Here is a 17,853-nt window from a genome sequence, read left to right as displayed (position 1 = left end):
CGGCCGCAGCGACTTTCGGGGTGCCACCAGCTGCGTGGAGATCGAGTGCGGTGACGATGCCTTCTTCCTCTGCGACATGGGAAGCGGGCTTCAGCACTTTGGCCGCGACGCCGCAGCGCTTTGCCGCCGCGGCCGCCGCGCAAAGTTCAATGTCTTCCTGTCCCACATGCACTGGGATCACATCATGGGTTTCCCGTCGTTTCTACCGGCATTCGACGATGCCACGACGATTGTTATTCATAGCTGCCACGACGATGCAGAGAACGCGCTGCGCCGGCAACACGACGAGGTGTCGCACCCCGTCCCGTTTGATTCCCTGGCGGCCCAGATTTCGTTCGTAACGATGATACCCGGTCAACCGTTTGAGGTTGATGGCATGAAGGTCACGGCCATGCAGCAGGACCATCCGCACGCCAGCTTTGGCTATTGTTTTACCGATTCTGTCGATCGCCGAATCGTCTACAGCACCGACAGCGAACACCGCATCGACAATATGGATCGGGAAGATGCCTTCGCCGCCTTCTTCCGCGATGCCGAGCTCGTGATCTGCGACACAATGTATTCGCTGGCCGCGACAAATTCCTCGCAAGAAGATTGGGGCCATTCCAGCAACATTGTCGCGATCGACCTCTGCCGTCTCGCGGGAGCGAAACGCCTGGCTCTATTCCATCACGATCCATTCCACAGCGACGACGAGATTCAGCGGATGCACGACGACAGCATTCGGTATGAGGAGCTAACGCGCGTTGGGGCGCCGCTCGAGGTGCTGTGCGCCTATGATGGGCTCGAAATCGCCCTTTAACTCTGTCGCCCGCCGGAGCACGGTGTGGGTCGCTTGGGTTGTCGCCCTGCTCCTTGCGGTGCTGGTGTCGCTTGCGACCGGCGAGCAATCGCGGCGTATGCTCTTTGACGAGTGGCAGCGTCTCGCGCCGCGTGCTGTTTCAGCGAATAGTGTCCGGGTTGTCCTCATCGATGGCGAAAGCATCTCTCTCGTCGGACCCTGGCCGTGGTCGCGCTACTATCTCGCTCGCCTGACAGAGGACATCAACCGCCACGGACCGAAGGTGATGGCGTTTGACGCATTGTTCCCAGAGGCGGATCGGGCGAAGCCAGAACTGTTCGCAAAGCTATATCCCGAACTCAGCGAGGCGGCCGCGAGCGAAGTGACCGGCCTGCCCTCTATGGACGAGCTTTTTGGCCGGGTCATTGGTCAAGCGCCGATGGTGATTGCCAGGGCCGGCGTGTCGGACGGCATCCGCAACCCTGACGCTCTCGCCGTCGACGCGACGGTGACCGGAAATCTGCCGAAGCGGATCGACTCATGGCCGGCGGCCATTGCCGCTATCCCGGAGCTGGAAGATGCCGCACTGGGACACGGACTGGTCAATGGGCAGCCAGATCCGGACGGCGTCGTTAGGGCCGTCCCATTAATCGCGAGCGTGGCCGGAAAGCCGATGCCAGGGCTGGCACTTGAACTTGCCAGGCTGAGCACGGATCAACAGGATTTGCGCGTCTCGCCGCAGAGCGTCCGTCTTGGAGATCGCGAAATTCCCGTCGACGCACGCGGACGGATGCACTTCCGATTCGGCTCATTCCCAAACGACAACATCGTCTCCGCTGCACAGGTTTTGGGAGGCAAGACCGGGCCCGAATTCTTCCGCAACAAGATCGTTATTATCGGCCTCGCCGCCGAGGGTACGTCCGACATCGTTGCCACGCCTCTGGCGGCTGAGAATTTCGGTGTCGTCGTGCAGGCCCAAGCGGTCGATTCCATCCTGGGCGGACACTGGCTGGCGCGACCTTCGTGGGCAGGAGCATCGGAGTGGGGCTTGGCTGCAGCCCTGGCGGTGCTCGCGCTGTTTGCTGCGTGGGGCGGGAAAGGGCCACGTACCGTGCTCGCAATAGTCCTTTTCGCCGTACCCCTTGCCAGTTGGCTGGCGTTCGACCGACTCGCCCTGATGCTTGACGCCGCGCGACCGCTGTCGGTTGGCGGAGCCGCACTCGGCGGGGTGATCATTGGGCTGTTCGCGGACTCGCGGCGGGAGCGCGAACGGCTGCGGGCGGCGCTCGTCCTGGAGCAGGTGGAAGCAGCGAAGACCGAAGGCGAACTAAACGCTGCGCGCGAAATCCAGATGAGTATGGTCCCGGCGCGTTCCGATCTGGCGGCAATTGATCCGCGGCTGGACGCGGATGCGCTGCTTGAGCCCGCCCGCTCGGTCGGCGGGGACCTCTACGATCTGATCCGCCTCGACGAGGACAGGGTTGGGTTTCTGATTGGGGACGTGACCGGGAAAGGGGTGCCCGCGGCGCTCTTCATGGCCATGTCCAAAGCGCTCACCTCGTTTGTTCTCCACCGAGAAAGTGCCGGCCTCAGTAGCGCCATCGCAAGCGTTAATTCGGAGCTATTGCGTGGCGGAGCGGGGGCTCTGAGCGTCACAATGATCATTGGGATCATCGACCTCGGCACTGGCAAAGTGGTGCTGATTTGTGCGGGGCACGAAGATCCGCTGACATTGTCGGCGGGTGGCAAAGTCGAGACACGTCAACTTGAGGGAGGACCACCGCTGGGTCTGGTCGACTACGACTACCCGGTCGAATTCCTGTCGCTTGCACCGGGCGAAATGCTGATCCTTGTCACGGACGGAATCACCGAGGCGCAAGACCCCGGCGGCGCGCTTTATGGGCGAACTAAATTAATCCAGCAGATCTCTCATTGCGCCGGAAACGCTGGGCGCATGTGCGAAGGACTTCGCGACGCTGTCCGCACGTTTGAGGGCGGAATCGAGGCGACGGATGACCTGACCGTGATGGCACTCCGTTATATGGGGCCTAGCAAGCCCTAACGAACGATCACCTCGACGCGTCGGTTGACCGCGCTGCCCACATTGTCCCCGGTCGGCAGCTTCAGCTCGCGTTCGCCCCGCCCCACCGCACTCATAATGGCGCGGTCGAAGCCCCGGCTAGCCAGAAGGTTCAAAATCTCTTCGGCTCGTTTTTGCGAAAGTGCGTCATTGTCGGAATCGCTTCCGACCGTGTCGGTATGGCCGGTAACCTGCACTTCGGCGCCGGGCCGCTTTGCAATCTCCGACCGAATTTCCTCTACCATCGGAGCAGACTCCGGCGTGATATCCGTGGTCCCTTCGAGGAAATAGAGAATGAAGCTTTTTGCTGGCGCGGGAAGCTCGGCCAGCAGCTGCGCCTCGTTAGGCTTCAAGCCCTTGTTGCCAAGCGGTCGGATCGACGGGCGTCCGCCACTCATGGTCGCCCGGCTGTTAGGCTGACTGACCAAAGTTTCGCCAGTCCCGTCAGGCTTCAGGATCGCTACTTCCCCATGCCCGCCGTCTTCATCCGGTAAGAGGACCATCGAGGAATGCGCACAGCCGGCGAGGGCGAAGATGGCGCAGATCGGCAGGCCACGAGACCTCATTTCGCGGCCACTTGAACAATAAACCGGGTGCCGCGGACGCCGAGCAGAGACTCGGGCGTGCGCAGTTGCATCGCATCGCGTCCCGATTTGGAGATCCGGCCTGACACGACGGCTAGCGACCCACGCTCAACCTGCGTGACGAACGACCCCTTCTGCGATGTCCGATCATATTCGAATTTGCTCAGAGCGATGCGGCTGTTTGGGCCGACCGCGAAGCGGGTGTTGTCGATGAAGGAGATGCTCATGCGCCCGTCCTTCCCAGTAGTGAGCCAATCTCCCGGCAATAATTCTTTACCTGATGCCGCGGCGATCTTCGTCGCCCCGCGCTCTATCGTCGCGTCGCCGATCGTCGACTTGATCCGCCCGATTTCCGCAACCGCCGGAGAAGAGGACAAAGCCAATAGACAAATCAGGAAAAGGGGCCTCGAAAGCATCGCTCGTCTCCCACTCGTATTCGATAAGTGCCATACTTCACGGCGTGGCCACGCGCGACTCAATTCCAGCTCCATTACATGTTCAGCTGTCGGGGGCGACAGCGGTGCACGATGGCACGACAATCGCCTTTGAGTTCGCGGCAGCTGCAGGAGCCCACCCGGACGACGTCAAGCGCATAGCGGTGACCGTCGAGGAATTGCTTACCAACCTCTACGAGCATGGCGGAATAAAGAATGACGAGCGCGTCTCGATGGAGCTATTCGTCACCAGCAGTGAGTTCTCGCTCGTCTTGACCGATCCGGGTCGACCGTTCGACCCACGCACTGACGCTGGAGAAAACCAGATCGCTCCTCGCGGCGGCGGGGCGGGCCTCAAGCTCGTTCGCGCTTGGGCAAGTGAGATTGAGTACACGTCATCGCCAGCGAAAAATCGACTGTCGTTGCGCATTCCCCGGAGAGCAATGGGGTGAGACGATCGGAGCAGTCAGGCGCCGCAAGCGACGCCTGAACAAGCTAGGATCATAGCGCGACACCGAAAGGCTGGTGGGAGGCGGAGATCACGGTGTCGGCAATCACCATTCCCGCCCTAACAATTGTCTGTTGATATCAGGCATTCGGGGCGGACGCTCTCCACCGTGCTGCTGCTTCGACGGTTCGGATTGTTCGGGCGAGCCAAAGATTCGCGGTAGTCCCACATCGAGACAAAAGAATCTTACTCCAAGATTAACTATTCGCTTTCCATCACGCGTTTCCCAGATAAGCTAGCGAATCGAGGGGGATGTCATAGCAGCCCTCCGTCAAACCTGGAGGGGTTCAGCCATCATGATTCATAAGTCCGCGCGAGTTGCGCTCCTTGCCGCTTCGTCCCTGGCGAGTTTTGCAGTTGCTACTCCGGCACTCGCTGCCGACACTCAGGAGTGGGACCGCCAGGCAGCTTTCGAGGCGCTGCGAGCGCTCGATCCGACGGCAACGTTGGACGTAGTGACGAATCATGAGGTTCCCACTGGCCCTGCGAACGTCTTGCCTGGAACGGTCGGAGCCAATAACGGCTCGATCTATTCCAACTCTCAGCAAGTCTTGGATGCCGCAGGCTCGATCAATGGCATCGGTCAGCAGATTGCATTCATCCAAACCGGCGCGACAACGGCCGGCCTAAGCCTATGTACGGGATCGTTAATCAACCCGCGCGCGGTGATCACTGCCGCTCACTGCGTCTACAATAATCCGGCGCACCGTTATGGCAGTAACACCGGCACCGGTGGCGGGGTCAGTGGCAATTTCGGAACGGGTGGTGCGCCGTTATCCTCGCAGGGCATTCCCTACAGTTTCGGTTTCGAATCACTGAACCGCAACTGCTTCAATGCGGCTGGCTTGCCGTTCACATGCCCGGCGGGCCAAAAAGGCGCCTACGAAACGTGGCGCGACGCAAATTTTCAAACTGTCGCTTCACGACACATCTATAACGCCAATCAGGTTTGGTACGGCACGGGCTCACAGCCGGTGGCGCTTGGTGGTTCGGGTGAATTCGCGAACCAGGACATCGCCATTGTAACGCTCGATACGCACGCCAAGGGTATCCCCACTTGGACCTTGTTGTTCTCGCCGTTGGATGGCCCGACGCATGCCACCATCACTGGATATGGTGGAGCTGGCGTGGGTCTTTCCGGAATCGGGAACCTGGCCGGCATCGATTACCGCCGTCGTTCCGCAGAGAATATGATCGACGCGCTCATGTCGTCCGCGGATTGGGGAATGTCCGATGCTATTGGCGGCGGCGCAGCGCAGTTTGGCGCGCTCACGCACCCAATCTATTGGATGGATTTCGATGATCCCGATTTCGATCCCGAGAATCTGCCGGCCAACTTTTTCGCGAACGTCCAGCCCGGACCGAATCCGCCTCGAAACAACGGCTATTACGACTTCAACGGCTTGGGCGGCACGGCTCTGGCCAACGAAGGAACGACAGCTGGCGGCGACTCCGGTGGTCCGCTGATTGTCGACGAACGTTGGGATCGTCCGGTCATTGTCGGCGTGTTGACCGGGAGCTGGTCGTTCAACGGCGGGATTGCGACGTACGGTTCGTTCAGCGTCTATCCGCCGCTGTTTCAGTTCTGGGAAGATATCGTTCAGAACAATCCATACGTGTATGCATCTGCCAAGGCCGGCAACGGCGACTGGTTCAATCAGGGCCATTGGGTCCAGGACATGGACCCGAACTACGCAATCATCGGATCGAACGGCGAGTTGCTAACGGGCCTTCCTGACACAGCGCAGGGTGGTGCCGACGGCGCGGTTGACCGCTTCGGCACGGTTTGCTTCCTTGGCGAGGATTGCAATACATTCGACGGGCCTGCCACGCCGACGGGTAATGGTACGCCGGTTGTGACGGCCGGGGGCCCCGGATCGGTCAACTTTGTGCCCAACAACGTAGAGCCGATCAACAGTGCCACGCCGGGCTCAACAATCAAGGCGCGTTACTATGACGTGAGACTTCACCGTGCTGGCACAACGACACTTAGCCAGTCGGCGACCATCGACAAACTGACGGTGGCAGGCGCCGGGAAGCTGAAGATCACCGCACCCGGAACGCTCAACATTTGGGCCGATTACGAGCAGGACGGCGGCTGGACCCAAGTCGACGGGAAGCTCAACGTGGGCGGTGACGCAATTGTGAAGACCGGTCTCGTGTCCGGCACAGGCACAATCAAGTCCGACTTCATGACAGTCGTCGGCGGCCATGTGGCGCCTGGGGCGGAGACAAGATCGGTACGTTCCAGATTGACGGCAATCTCATCATGGCTTCTGCCTCGTCGCTGCACATAGACGCTGAACGCGGCAAGGCGGACAAGCTTATCGTCACTGGAAGCCTCTCGCTGTCGTCCACGCCGACCGACGGTGCGTCGATTGTTTTCAATAAAGTCACGGACGCGCCCGCGCCTCGGCATGGCGATAAGTACGTCATTGCCAATGCGGATGGGGGCGTAATCGGGAAGTTTGGAAAGGTATATACTTTCCAGGGTGTCCTACGGCCGGAGCTGAGTTACACGGCAAACACTGTAACGGCGACGCTTCGTGCGGGTGCCTTGGTCGAAGTTCTCGATGGCGGAAATGCCACCGAGCTGGCGTTTGCGGCGGCGTTGGATACGCTTCGTAACGGCTATTACGACAAGCTGTTCAACCTGTACGGCAACGTCGACTGGATGAACGGTGGCCAGCTGTCGGCCACGTTTGCGGCGCTGTCGCCGGTGAACATGGTCCAGGAGACGCGCTCGATGCAGGATCGGCAGAGCGCGCGCTTCCTTGGCAATGTCAGCGATCGTCTGTCGTTGATGGGCACGGGCCGTGCGTCGGGCATCAGCTTCACCGGCGGTGCGTCGGCGCTGGCGCAGAGTCGTGAAGGCATGTCGGCGTCGGCACAGCTTGGGCTGACCGAGGGCAACAGCGTCACCGTAGCGGCGCCGAACGGTCTGTCGGGCTTCGTCTCGATGGGCGGCGACACGATCGGCTCGACCTATGGCGACAACGACCGTGCCGGCGCGGGCCAGTACAGCCGTTACTTCGCTTCGGGTATCGAAGCGCCGTTCGGCGATGCGATGATCGGGACCGCGGTCGGCTATGCCGAGACGCGGGCAATGATCGGCCAGGACGAGTCGAGCACCAAGGTCACGCAGGCCGCGGCTTATGCCAGCTTGCCGGTTGGCAAGTCGGCATACGTCGGCGGCACCGTCGCGGCCGAGCGCTCGGTCAGCGATGCCAACCGGATGACCACCGATACCACCTCGATGTTCCGCCTGTCGGGTGCGACCAGTTCGGCGCGGTACATGGCCAATCTCGAGGCCGGCGTGCGCAAGGCGATCGGCTCTGGCCTGTACCTCAACCCACGCGCGCAGCTTGGCTTCAGCCACTATGCGCTGGGCGGGTTCCGCGAGGCGGGGGTGAGACGGCGCTGTCGCTCGACACGCTCAAGGTCAACCGGATCGAGAGCCGCTTCGGCGCCAAGCTCGACGGTGCGACGAGCATCGGCACGTGGTCGGTTCGTCCGAGCCTGCAGGCCGACTATGTGCGGTTGCTGTCGGGTGCGGATGCCGGGTTGCAGGTCGCGTTCGCGGCGGCGCGGGACATGACGTTCGCGCTGCCGCTGACGGGCGGCGGTTCGGGCTGGATGGAGATGAAGGGCGGGGTCGAGATGACCCGCGGCAAGTTCAGCCTTGGCCTTAGCGGCCAAGCCACTGCCGGCGACGCCCCGCTCGCCGACCAGCGCGGCGCGGTGGAGATGAAGCTGCGCTTCTAACCACCTCGACCAACCAACAGGAAAGGCCGGGCGGAAACGCCCGGCCTTTCTTGTTTCTGGCACTCGAATGTAAATGTGATGGCCGTGAAAAACCAAATCTCCGAGCTAATCGAAAATTACTTGCTAGCAGTCCGCACGAGTAAGCGGCTCCATGAGGAGATCGTTGAAGCGATTCGTGCCGCGGACAGACAGCTTATGAATGACGACGAGGTCGTCAGGCGCGGCGTACTCAAAAAACTCCAGCGCGACTTTTACATTCTTCACCTTGCGGAATTGCTTCGGGACCTCCCAGCTTACGCGGGCTGCTCACAGGCACAGCTTCAAGAGTATGGCGAAACCATCCTCAACAAGAGGCAGTTTAATCTATCGAATGAGCGAGACCCGGAAGGTCGACGCACGCTGGCGGAGCAAAGATATTTCGGCCTTGCTCGGGTACGTTGGTACGAACTGATGAAAGCGGCAGGACTGAAGCCGATCGACGCTCGCGGGAGCTCCAGACCTCTACGAAAACTGGGGCGTCGCGAGTTCTAAAAAAGGTCGGCGCAGATGCCAAAACCCATCCCCCTGGGCGAAGCCGAACAAGGACCTTGGTAGAGACGCACCGAGCGGCCACGCCAAACGGACATCGGATTGACTTGAGAATACTCAAATAACGAGCAATCGCTTCGCAAAACTTGGCCCTCGAGTCTCTTGTCAAACGGCATGACTAGTGATCGGAAATCTTCAGTCTGCATATCAACCGCCACGATGCATTCTTCGAATACTGATAAGGAGGGAGAATTGGACCCCGAGACTTACACGTTGGACGTCAGAGACCCGATCTCAAGGTACCTGCCAAATTATCCCCGCATTCGTTACACCAACGAGAGAGCCGGTCTCCCGCTGAACCAGAGATCGCCAGGCCCCGCGCGTCATGCGCGTTTCGACGAACTTGCGCGCGATTTTCTGGAGGCCAAACGCGGCGATCTGTCCGATCGAGAATGGCGCAACATCCGCAACCTCATCGGGTCGAATAATGGGCCTGTTCGGTTTTTCGAAGGGCGCCTGATCCACGAGATCTCAACCGGAGATATCCGCGAATATCTCGAGTTTGCAGAGGCCCGCAGCACACGGGGAAAGCTTTCACCGTTTACGTTGCGAAGACATCTTTCAGCAGTCTCCGGCATCCTCCGCCTCGCGGTTGAAAGACGGTTGATCACTACGCTTCCTCCCTTGCCGCGTATCAAGGCTAAGGACGCACCGCGCGGCTGGTTTTCGGCTATCGAATATCGTCGATTGTGCAGCACTGCTCATAGCTTGGCCCAGATAGACGAGCGCGTGGGCCGCATCGAAAATGCAGCCGATTGGCATGAGCTGGGCGACCTCGTTGCGCTCCTCGTGAACTGCTTCCTCCGTCCAGGCGAGTGGAAGTATCTGCGACATCGGCATGTCACTGTGGATCGAATCGGTCCCACGCCTCACCTGCTCATTGCTCTTGAACGCAGCAAAACGGGAGCGCGAGCGGTGGCGTCGATGCCTTCTGCCGTGAAGATCTACGACAGAATCGTGGCGCGGAGTGGCTGCCAACCCGACGATTTCCTCCTGCTTAACCGCTATTCGAACCGCCAGACGGCGCAGGATAAGATGTGGCACCTGTTCAGACGACTACTTAGGGAAACCGGATTGGGCCTCGATCGGTATGGGAGAACGCGAACTCTCTACTCGCTGCGCCACACGTCGCTGATGCTACGCCTTCTCAAAGGCGAAAACCTCGATCTCCTTACCTTGGCGCGTGCCGCGGGAACTAGCGTGCCCATGCTTGAGCGGTTCTATTTGAGTCACCACACATCAGCCTTGAAGCTCGGCGCCCTGCAGAGCTTCAAGCGCGATGTGGCAAATGGTTCACCAGCATCACTGAGAAGTATCGGCACTTATAGTGCCGCCGAAGGTCCAAAGATGTGACGTCAAGGCGTCGACAGGATTCGTGCAGTCCGCAGCTTGATTTACGCATCATCCAGCGCAGATGGCGCTCGTAATCGCCGAGCAGAGCACCCTTCCGATCACGATCCCGGGTGTCGACGAGGTCGGCCAGGGTCGGGAAACTGCTAATCGCGAATTCAGCCAATCGGGGGCAGCAAGCGCGCCATAAGTGCAGGTAAAGCCGTGCCCTAAACCTCAGTCTGAAATGCAGATTGGAGAGGTCATCGACAACGGCGTTGACGATATCTTCTTGTGCGGCGGCGCCTCGCTCCGTTCATTTACGAGGGCGTATGGCCTTGATTCGGTACATTTCTCTATCAGCGCGTTCAATCACCGCTTCGGGGTGATCACGCGGGCAGATTAGGGTGACGCCGACAGCAACGCTGAGTGGCACATTGGCCTTACCAATGTGGAAGGGATGCTCGTCTACAGTCTCGACAATTCGCAGCGCCAAGAGCCAGGCCTGCAGTTCATCCGTGTGCTCAAGGAGGATAGCGAACTCATCGCCGGCCAAGCGGGCTACACAATCGTGCTTTCGGACGCTTGCGACAAGCAATCGGGATATTTGCTTGATTGCGGTGTCCCCTGCATTGTGTCCAAACTTGTCGTTGATCGCTTTCAGGCCGTCGACGTCGGCTAAAATCATTGCTGCCTGAATTCCGTACGCGTCAACACGGGCAATGAGCCGAGCGAGGCTGGCAAGACAGCTGCGACGATTAGGCAAATCTACCAGCGGGTCGCGATTGGCCAGCCGATCAAGTTCGACAAAGCGCCTCTCGTATTGAGCCAGCTGACAGCGTAGCCGCTCGATCTCGGCAAGAAGCTCGGACGGGTCGCCGACCGCGTCCTTTGCGGGATGTTTGTCACTCATTTCAAACCAGCAACATAGCCGTGAGGAGACTAGGCCAAACCGCCAAAGTGTTGGCACTCGGCCTTAGCTAGCGAATTCCGCTCCGCTGTCTACCGGTGCGGACTTCATTTGGGGGATGGCTGACTCCAGCGACTTGATTTACTTTCTGTTTACCGTACCGTGAGGTCGACTCGGACTAGTGTCGGTTGAGGCCGAAGTCCGAAATCCTCGGGGCGTACAGATGTCTATTCCATCGAAGCTAATCGTTGCTGCAGTTGCTTCATTAATGACAAGTGCTGCGAACGCCGCAGTCCTGTTGAACTTCGAAGGCAGCAGTGAGAGCGCTCCTCCCGGAACCACTGCGATCGCGATTGATCAGTTCTATAACGGCGGCACTGACTCGGGCGGCGCCTCAGGGCGTTGATTACGGAATCAGATTCACCAACGCGAATTTTGACAGCACGTCGCAATACACGCAGCCTACCTTCGGCATCACCTCGTCGATTGCCTATATGTTGAATTCGCCGCTGATGTTCACCGCGGATACGGCATTCACGAGCATTGCGTTTGACGCCTTCTTTTTTGGCGTAGGAAACGTTGTCAACGTGTGGTCAGGAGCCAACGGCACAGGCACGCTGCTTGCCTCGCAAACGTTTGGCCAGAATTGTACGCCGACCTGTCTGCAGACGAGCTATTCAATGTTTTTCGCCAACGCCCTCTCTGTTACCATTTCGCCAAACGCGAATGGCACCGGTTTGGACAATCTGAGGATTGGCTCCGTACCTGAGCCCGCCACCTGGGCAATGATGCTCTTAGGGTTTGGCGCGATTGGCTACCGTATTCGCCGGCGGCGGAGGGTTCATATCCTCGCCGGGGCCTAACGAGACTTTCTTGCTCGGTGATGTCCATGCCGAGGTCGCGATAATTGGGGGGTGAGTAGATGTATCGATCTTTGTTTATTGCCGTAGCAATGTGCTCGGCGGTCGCCGCGTCGCCTGCAGCGGCGGCCACTTACCTTTTCAACCTCAGTGGTAGTCAGAGTGCCAGCTTCCAGCTGCAATCGAGCCCATCGCCCGTCGGATCGTTTTCAGGTGATGACGATGTTTTCTGGCTGGACAACGTGGCGGGCAGCTACGCAAGCGGGGCAACACTTAAGGACATCTACTTCTACACCTCGACCATTGGCGGGGGATTGGGGTTCAAGAACTACAATAATAGCACCTATACCCTTATCACCGATGGACCTCAGCTCTTTACAGGTTTGAATACGTCACCGACTTTCAAACTGGGAACGTTCCTGTTGACGCAGTTCAATGGCCCCGGTCAGTACACCCTTACAATCTCAAATCTCGACGCGGTACCTGGCGTCCCCGAACCCTCGACGTGGGCCATGATGCTGCTGGGTTTTGGCGCCGTCGGGTACCGCATGCGTCGACGCCGCCTACTCGGCACTCGCGTTACCGTTTAGAACGCGCGACCGCATTACTGATGAAGTTTGTCGGCCATATTCGCGGCGGCGGGCAATCTGCTCAAACCATCCGCAACTTGTCCGGACGGCTCTGAGCGTGCTCCCGGAGGACTCGTTCAAAGACTACTATCGAATATTGCAGGTCGCTCCTGATTGCGATGTCAAAGCCCTTGAGGCCGCATACCGCCGCTTGGCGAAAATTTATCATCCGGATCACACGGTCACGGCTGATCCTGCCAAATTCAGCGAGATTACCGAGGCGTACAAGACGCTTCGCGATCCGGAAAAACGCGAGGGTTTCGACTCATCTTATGCTGGCTACGCACAACCGCATTTTACGTGCGACCAGGGCGAGGCGGAAAACCTTGCTGGCTTTCAAGCCCTTCGGGACGCGGATGATCACACAAAGATCCTGGTCTTTCTATACAAGCGCCGCCGAGACGATGCATCAAATCCGGGCGTCGTTGGGTACTATCTCCAAGACTATCTTGGGTGCACCCACGAACACTTCGAATTTCACAAATGGTATCTGAAGGAAAAGGGCTTCATCCAGATCACCGAGCAAGGCACTCTTGCGATTACGATTCAGGGCGTCGACGAGGTCATATCCACCTCGCGAACCGCCAGAGTTGAAAAGCTGCTCATCGCGAATTCCGCTGATGGGGCCACTAACGCGCCCTAGGGGTCTATGGATCAATCGACCTCACGCCAAAAACGCGAAAACGTAGGCTAGGCTTAACCGTCGCACCGCGAGCGCTCGCTGCGCATCACCAATTGCAGCCGAAATCCGATTCGTATTTGGTGATGCCGTGCCTCAAGGTAGGAACTCCCTGCGACGTCTGAGGACCTGGCCACGATGTTCCTGACCCGTTTCACGCCTTTGGCGTTGGCGATAATGACTGCCGCGGTAGCAGGTGCCTATCTCCCAGACTTTTGGGCCATTCCCGTTTTCGCCCTCAGCACGTTCCTCTCCCTGGTGGGCCTCTACGACCTGGCTCAGCCACTGCATTCGGTACGACGCAATTATCCGATCTTGGGACACCTTCGATGGTTCTTCGAAGAAATTCGGCCTGAGATCCGGCAGTACATTATCGAAGGGGACAGTGAGAAAAGCCCCTTCTCCCGCAGCCAGCGATCGCTGGTTTATTCACGTGCCAAGAATGAGGTTAGTGACCTCCCCTTCGGCACCTTGGTCGATGTGTATCAATCCGGCTACGAATTCATCGCTCCTTCCGCGCAACCGGTGCCTCCCGCCGACCCAACGTCGTTTCGCATCAACATTGGAAACGAGCAGTGTCGGAAGCCGTATTGCGCATCTATCTTCAACATCTCCGCGATGAGCTTTGGGTCGCTGGGTGCGAACGCAATTCTCGCACTCAACAAGGGAGCCAAGCTTGGCCACTTTGCCCATGACACCGGTGAAGGCAGCATCAGTCCGCACCACCGAGAACATGGGGGTGATCTCATCTGGGAGATCGGCAGTGGCTATTTTGGGTGCCGCGATTCCGATGGTCGCTTTGATCGAGATCGCTTCGTAGACCAAGCGTCAAACCCACAGGTCAAGATGATCGAAATCAAATTGAGCCAAGGCGCGAAACCGGGGCACGGCGGGATCCTGCCTGGCGAAAAAGTCACCGAGGAGATCGCGCTAACGCGGGGGGTTCCCGAGGGCCGTGACTGTGTTTCCCCAAGCAAACATTCCGCCTTCTCAACTCCACTTGAGCTGGTGCGCTTTATCGAAGAGTTGCGCCGACTGTCTGACGGCAAGCCCATCGGCTTCAAGCTATGTGTCGGTCAGCCCTGGGAATTCATGGGCATTGTAAAAGCCATGCTCGAAACGAAGATCTATCCCGATTTCATCGTCGTCGACGGCGCAGAAGGTGGGACCGGTGCTTCACCGCTCGAATTCGCGGACCACCTTGGCACTCCTATGCGGGAGGGTCTCTTATTCGTTCACAATACCCTGGTCGGCGCGGGCATTCGCGACAACATCAAAATCGGTGCAGCAGGCAAGGTCGTAAGTGCTTTCGACATCGCCGCGGTGCTGGCTCTGGGTGCGGATTGGACGAACGCGGGGCGCGGTTTTATGTTTGCGCTTGGAGGCATCCAGGCTCTCACATGTCATACCAACAGCTGTCCTACAGGCGTGGCGACGCAGGATCCGCTCAGACAGCGAGCTCTTGTCGTACCGGATAAGGCGCAAAGAGTGTTCAACTTCCATCGCAACACGCTCTCGGCTCTTGCGGACATGTTGGGAGCTGCAGGTCTGGATCATCCTAGCGCCATTGGACCGCATCTTCTCGTGCGAAGGGTCAGCCTGACGGAGATCCGGATGTTCTCTCAGCTTCACGTTTTTCTGGAACGGGGCGAATTGCTGTCGGATGCGACACGTCGCGACTTTTATGGTTCGGCTTGGCGAATGGCACGAGCCGATAACTTTGGGGGAGCTGCCGCTTGACGAGAAGCGTGGGACTCCACCCTGCCCTTCACAGATTCTTAGAGCTCAGCTTCTAGAACGGTTCAACTTCCAATCGAAGGCGGCCCAGCACCCCTAGTTGGGCCGCCTTTTGATTTGGTCCGACCAGCTTTGTGGAAAGCTCGTTCAGGTCGATCGTCAGGTCTTTGGGCGACCCTATCGCCGAGCTTTTGGATGTAGGTCTCATAGTCGCGGATACCCTTCAAAGGTCTTCGCGATCGGCTGAGGTGGAGCGATGTCGTGCGCAGCAGGACAAACCCACCCCTTCACGACCGTGAAGCGGTTTTGGATGTCCCCGTGCTGCGCGAGGTCTGAGACCTGCTATCTGCTCGAGGTGCGACGCTTATAGCTCGACGAGCACCGAATGAGAATGGCCAGAGTTTCAGCTCAGCGCATTCCCAGTTGATCGTACTGGTGCGAAGGGTGCTTCGCTGATCCGCCGTGCGAATTCCCTGTTAGAATTTGCAGGGAATATTTACGCATAAGTGGCGCAAAACCAGCGTCTGCGCCTTTCGAGACCCGCTGTGGATCCCTGCTTGGGTTTCGCTTTCCCTGTAAATCGGCCTTCATCAGGGAAATGTGCGGCGCCAAAAGACGCTTCCGAGGAGGAGCAAGGATCGTGTGAACCCGCGACGCTGCGCGGGTGCGTTCGGCGCAAATCCCGGCCGCTTTAGGTGGGCTGATTGGCGGAGACGGAGTCCGCCTTACTACCGTCCGAGCGCGTGCCCATCAGTTCGGAAAAACGGCTGAAATGCGAGCATTTAGCGAAGCAGCGATGAGCTAACTGTTCCAATCCGTTCGGTTGCGTTCCCATAAAACCGGAGTATTATCGGGGAGCGGTTATGGGAATGGAGCCGTTATGCCCAAGAAACTCAGCAATGCGCTTACCCCTCTAGCGGTGAAGAATGCCAAGGCCGGACGCCATGCGGACGGCGGAGGGCTGCACCTGCTGGTGAAGCCGAGCGGCGCGCGCTCATGGGTTTATCGCTTCATGCTCAACGGCAAGGCGCGCGACGTGGGGATCGGCGCGGCTGGCCAAGGCGGAATGACGCTGGCCGATGCGCGCGACAAAGCGTCGGCGCTCCGGCTCAAGGTAAAGGCTGGCATTGATCCGCTTGAGGAACGCAATCGCGAGGCCGCTGAGGCTCTTGCGGCGGCTCAGGCGGCGAAGGTGGCGGGCACCACGTTTCGCGACGTTGCGGACGCCTATATCGCGGCGAACGAGGAAAGCTGGCGGAACCCGAAGCACCGGCAGCAATGGCGCAATACGCTGGACGCCTATGTTTATCCCGTGATTGGCGAGCTGCCGGCGGCAGACGTGGGCACGGCGCACGTGCTCAAGATTCTGGAGCCGATCTGGAGAGGTAAAGCCGAAACTGCCAGCCGCATTCGCGGCCGGATCGAAACCGTGCTCGATAGTGCCAAGGCGCGCGGCTACCGCGAAGGCGAGAACCCGGCGCGCTGGCGCGGCCATCTTGCGCAAATCCTACCCGCTCGCACACGACTGTCGCGCGGCCATCACAGGGCCATTGCCTATGAACAAATCCCGGCGTTCGTCGCCAAGCTGCACGAGCGGGAAGCCGTCGCCGCCTTGGCGCTGGAGTTCACAATCCTCACGGCCAGCCGCTCCGGCGAAGTGATCGGCGCGAAGTGGGGCGAGGTTGATCTGGACAAGGCGCTCTGGACCGTTCCCGCCGAGCGCATGAAAGCGGGCAAGGAACACCGCGTGCCGCTGTCCAGCCGCGCCGTCGCAATCCTCAAGAGCCTCCAGCCGCTCGGAAGCCAATGGCTGTTCCCCGGCGCGAGGGGCGGCAAGTTGTCGGGCATGGCGATGAGCATGTTGATGCGCCGTATGAACGTTGATGCGACGGTGCACGGTTTCCGCTCCGGCTTTCGCGACTGGGCAGCGGAGTGCACCGGTTACGCGCACGAAGTTGCCGAGATGGCGCTGGCGCACACGATCGAGAACAAGGTCGAGCGGGCCTATCGGCGCGGCGATCTGTTCGACAAGCGGCGGCGGCTCATGGACGATTGGGCGGCCTTTTGCGCTCGCGGCGAAGCGGCTGGCGAGAACGTTACGCCGATCAGGGGTGTGGCCGCTTTCTGAACCTAAACGTCTGCTTTGAGTCGAGACAGCCGCCGCCCCGTACGTCCGCACGGGGTGGAAAGCGGACCTTAGCCCACGATGAAAAGCACCATCAGGTAAGGTAGCAAAAGCAGCAAGCAGAAGACCGGAATGGGCGCGAGCCGATGAGAGTGGTCCCCCCTGTAGTCCGCTGCTCTCCGCCCAACAAATCTGGTTGCAGCGGCGGAGCCTAACGTAAGTAGCAGCATGAGCGCCGGCACACCTACGTAGAACATCATGCGGGCAGGGTGCAGCGCTTCTCGGCTGTTATCGCCTAACCATCGGGTGTGCTGACCTGTGCTCCACAGCATTATAGCCCACGCTATGAAGGACGCTGTCGCAAGGGCGTTGAAGAGGCGCATGACGGGCAAACTACGGCAAACCCGAATGTCCGCAATGGGTCGAGAGCAGACCTAAGCCCCTAATGTCGTGAATGGGTGGAAAGCGGACATGAGCGAGCCTAGTTACATTAACATGGACCAGCGTTGTGTCTTACTAGCTCTCCTCGCGCTCACCGGCTGCAAAGGACCAATCCCGAATACATCCGCCGCCCCACGGCCGGCAGACCGAACTGGTGTCGTTCAGACTATGACAGTGCCGGGTTTAGAGCACATCGTCGCCTTGCGAACGCGGCCAGACGGAACTCCATCGCTCACCATTTCACCACCTGCGCATTGGGTCAGCAGGTGGGAAGCAGGTGAAGATACGCGTCGTCACTACTTCAATGGTGATGGTGTGAGCATGACAGTGGAAACCTGGACCACTGAGCCAACTTGGGCTTGCCGTAGTCCAAGTTGCGGTTTGTCCACCATCCTGGTCGATG

General features: G+C 59.3%; 15 protein-coding genes and 1 pseudogene. 13 read left to right on the top strand and 3 right to left on the bottom strand.

Annotated elements, in window-relative coordinates; genetic code table 11:
• The first annotated feature begins 34 nt into the window (after nt 1–34).
• A complete protein-coding gene (locus H9L13_RS02945) occupies nt 35–802 on the top strand; it encodes an MBL fold metallo-hydrolase (RefSeq protein WP_244954822.1) in 768 nt (255 codons plus the stop codon).
• Nucleotides 777–2,843 carry a CHASE2 domain-containing protein gene (locus H9L13_RS02940; protein ID WP_187538889.1) on the top strand — a complete coding sequence of 689 codons (2,067 nt, stop codon included), beginning with the start codon at nt 777–779 and terminating at the stop codon, nt 2,841–2,843. Before H9L13_RS02945 ends, H9L13_RS02940 begins: the two co-directional genes overlap by 26 nt.
• Here the strand turns inward: H9L13_RS02940 and H9L13_RS02935 are convergent.
• Together H9L13_RS02935 and H9L13_RS02930 are read right to left on the bottom strand one after the other, a co-directional pair.
• Complete coding sequence (locus H9L13_RS02935; RefSeq protein WP_223176473.1) at nt 2,840–3,259, bottom strand: OmpA family protein; 420 nt, start codon at nt 3,257–3,259, stop codon at nt 2,840–2,842. The two genes, H9L13_RS02940 and H9L13_RS02935, sit on opposite strands and share 4 nt — an antisense overlap.
• A 164-nt stretch (nt 3,260–3,423) precedes the next feature.
• The gene (locus H9L13_RS02930; protein WP_187538885.1) at nt 3,424–3,861 is read right to left on the bottom strand and encodes a FecR family protein; all 438 of its coding nucleotides are present in this window, start codon (nt 3,859–3,861) and stop codon (nt 3,424–3,426) included.
• Nucleotides 3,862–3,965: 104 nt separating this feature from the next.
• Here H9L13_RS02930 and H9L13_RS02925 point away from each other — a divergent pair, with 104 nt between their 5' ends.
• From H9L13_RS02925 to H9L13_RS02905, 6 genes are all read left to right on the top strand, one after another.
• On the top strand, nt 3,966–4,331 hold the full coding sequence (locus H9L13_RS02925; RefSeq protein WP_187538883.1) for an ATP-binding protein: 366 nt from the start codon (nt 3,966–3,968) through the stop codon (nt 4,329–4,331).
• 352 nt (nt 4,332–4,683) lie between these two features.
• Nucleotides 4,684–6,684, top strand: coding sequence for a trypsin-like serine protease (locus H9L13_RS02920; RefSeq protein WP_187538881.1), 2,001 nt, complete (start codon nt 4,684–4,686; stop codon nt 6,682–6,684).
• 260 nt (nt 6,685–6,944) lie between these two features.
• On the top strand, nt 6,945–7,985 hold the full coding sequence (locus H9L13_RS12950; RefSeq protein ID WP_342354487.1) for an autotransporter outer membrane beta-barrel domain-containing protein: 1,041 nt from the start codon (nt 6,945–6,947) through the stop codon (nt 7,983–7,985).
• Nucleotides 7,982–8,152, top strand: coding sequence for a hypothetical protein (locus H9L13_RS12945; protein WP_342354486.1), 171 nt, complete (start codon nt 7,982–7,984; stop codon nt 8,150–8,152). Before H9L13_RS12950 ends, H9L13_RS12945 begins: the two co-directional genes overlap by 4 nt.
• An 84-nt stretch (nt 8,153–8,236) precedes the next feature.
• Nucleotides 8,237–8,683, top strand: coding sequence for a hypothetical protein (locus H9L13_RS02910; RefSeq protein WP_187538879.1), 447 nt, complete (start codon nt 8,237–8,239; stop codon nt 8,681–8,683).
• A 249-nt stretch (nt 8,684–8,932) separates the two neighbouring features.
• Nucleotides 8,933–10,093 (top strand): hypothetical protein, encoded by a 1,161-nt coding sequence (locus H9L13_RS02905; protein ID WP_187538877.1) that lies wholly within the window; start codon nt 8,933–8,935, stop codon nt 10,091–10,093.
• Between the two features lie 292 nt (nt 10,094–10,385).
• On the opposite strand, the gene H9L13_RS02900 is transcribed toward H9L13_RS02905, so the two are convergent.
• Nucleotides 10,386–10,982 (bottom strand): GGDEF domain-containing protein, encoded by a 597-nt coding sequence (locus H9L13_RS02900; protein WP_187538875.1) that lies wholly within the window; start codon nt 10,980–10,982, stop codon nt 10,386–10,388.
• Nucleotides 10,983–11,737: 755 nt separating this feature from the next.
• Here H9L13_RS02900 and H9L13_RS13015 point away from each other — a divergent pair.
• From H9L13_RS13015 to H9L13_RS02875, 5 genes and pseudogenes are all read left to right on the top strand, one after another.
• Nucleotides 11,738–11,842 (top strand): annotated as a pseudogene (locus tag H9L13_RS13015) (PEPxxWA-CTERM sorting domain-containing protein); the annotation flags it as partial.
• A 59-nt stretch (nt 11,843–11,901) separates the two neighbouring features.
• Nucleotides 11,902–12,429 carry a PEPxxWA-CTERM sorting domain-containing protein gene (locus tag H9L13_RS02890; RefSeq protein WP_187538871.1) on the top strand — a complete coding sequence of 176 codons (528 nt, stop codon included), beginning with the start codon at nt 11,902–11,904 and terminating at the stop codon, nt 12,427–12,429.
• A gap of 97 nt (nt 12,430–12,526) precedes the next feature.
• On the top strand, nt 12,527–13,111 hold the full coding sequence (locus tag H9L13_RS02885; RefSeq protein WP_187538869.1) for a J domain-containing protein: 585 nt from the start codon (nt 12,527–12,529) through the stop codon (nt 13,109–13,111).
• Nucleotides 13,112–13,285: 174 nt separating this feature from the next.
• Nucleotides 13,286–14,887, top strand: coding sequence for an FMN-binding glutamate synthase family protein (locus H9L13_RS02880; RefSeq protein ID WP_187538867.1), 1,602 nt, complete (start codon nt 13,286–13,288; stop codon nt 14,885–14,887).
• Between the two features lie 877 nt (nt 14,888–15,764).
• Nucleotides 15,765–17,012 (top strand): tyrosine-type recombinase/integrase, encoded by a 1,248-nt coding sequence (locus tag H9L13_RS02875; RefSeq protein WP_187538865.1) that lies wholly within the window; start codon nt 15,765–15,767, stop codon nt 17,010–17,012.
• Nucleotides 17,013–17,853: the final 841 nt, after the last annotated feature.

Source organism: Sphingomonas lutea, assembly GCF_014396785.1.
Taxonomy (GTDB): Bacteria; Pseudomonadota; Alphaproteobacteria; order Sphingomonadales; family Sphingomonadaceae; genus Sphingomicrobium; species Sphingomicrobium luteum.
This window is presented reverse-complemented; position numbering and strand designations above follow the sequence as displayed.

Bases quoted from the DNA above. Each gene is read 5' to 3' on its own strand.
- H9L13_RS02875 (WP_187538865.1), top strand. From the start codon at position 15,765: ATGCCCAAGAAACTCAGCAATGCGCTTACCCCTCTAGCGGTGAAGAAT.
- H9L13_RS02890 (WP_187538871.1), top strand. From the start codon at position 11,902: ATGTATCGATCTTTGTTTATTGCCGTAGCAATGTGCTCGGCGGTCGCC.
- H9L13_RS02940 (WP_187538889.1), top strand. From the start codon at position 777: ATGATGGGCTCGAAATCGCCCTTTAACTCTGTCGCCCGCCGGAGCACG.
- H9L13_RS02880 (WP_187538867.1), top strand. From the start codon at position 13,286: ATGTTCCTGACCCGTTTCACGCCTTTGGCGTTGGCGATAATGACTGCC.
- H9L13_RS02920 (WP_187538881.1), top strand. From the start codon at position 4,684: ATGATTCATAAGTCCGCGCGAGTTGCGCTCCTTGCCGCTTCGTCCCTG.
- H9L13_RS02935 (WP_223176473.1), bottom strand. From the start codon at position 3,259: ATGAGTGGCGGACGCCCGTCGATCCGACCGCTTGGCAACAAGGGCTTG.
- H9L13_RS12945 (WP_342354486.1), top strand. From the start codon at position 7,982: ATGACGTTCGCGCTGCCGCTGACGGGCGGCGGTTCGGGCTGGATGGAG.
- H9L13_RS02930 (WP_187538885.1), bottom strand. From the start codon at position 3,861: ATGCTTTCGAGGCCCCTTTTCCTGATTTGTCTATTGGCTTTGTCCTCT.
- H9L13_RS02900 (WP_187538875.1), bottom strand. From the start codon at position 10,982: ATGAGTGACAAACATCCCGCAAAGGACGCGGTCGGCGACCCGTCCGAG.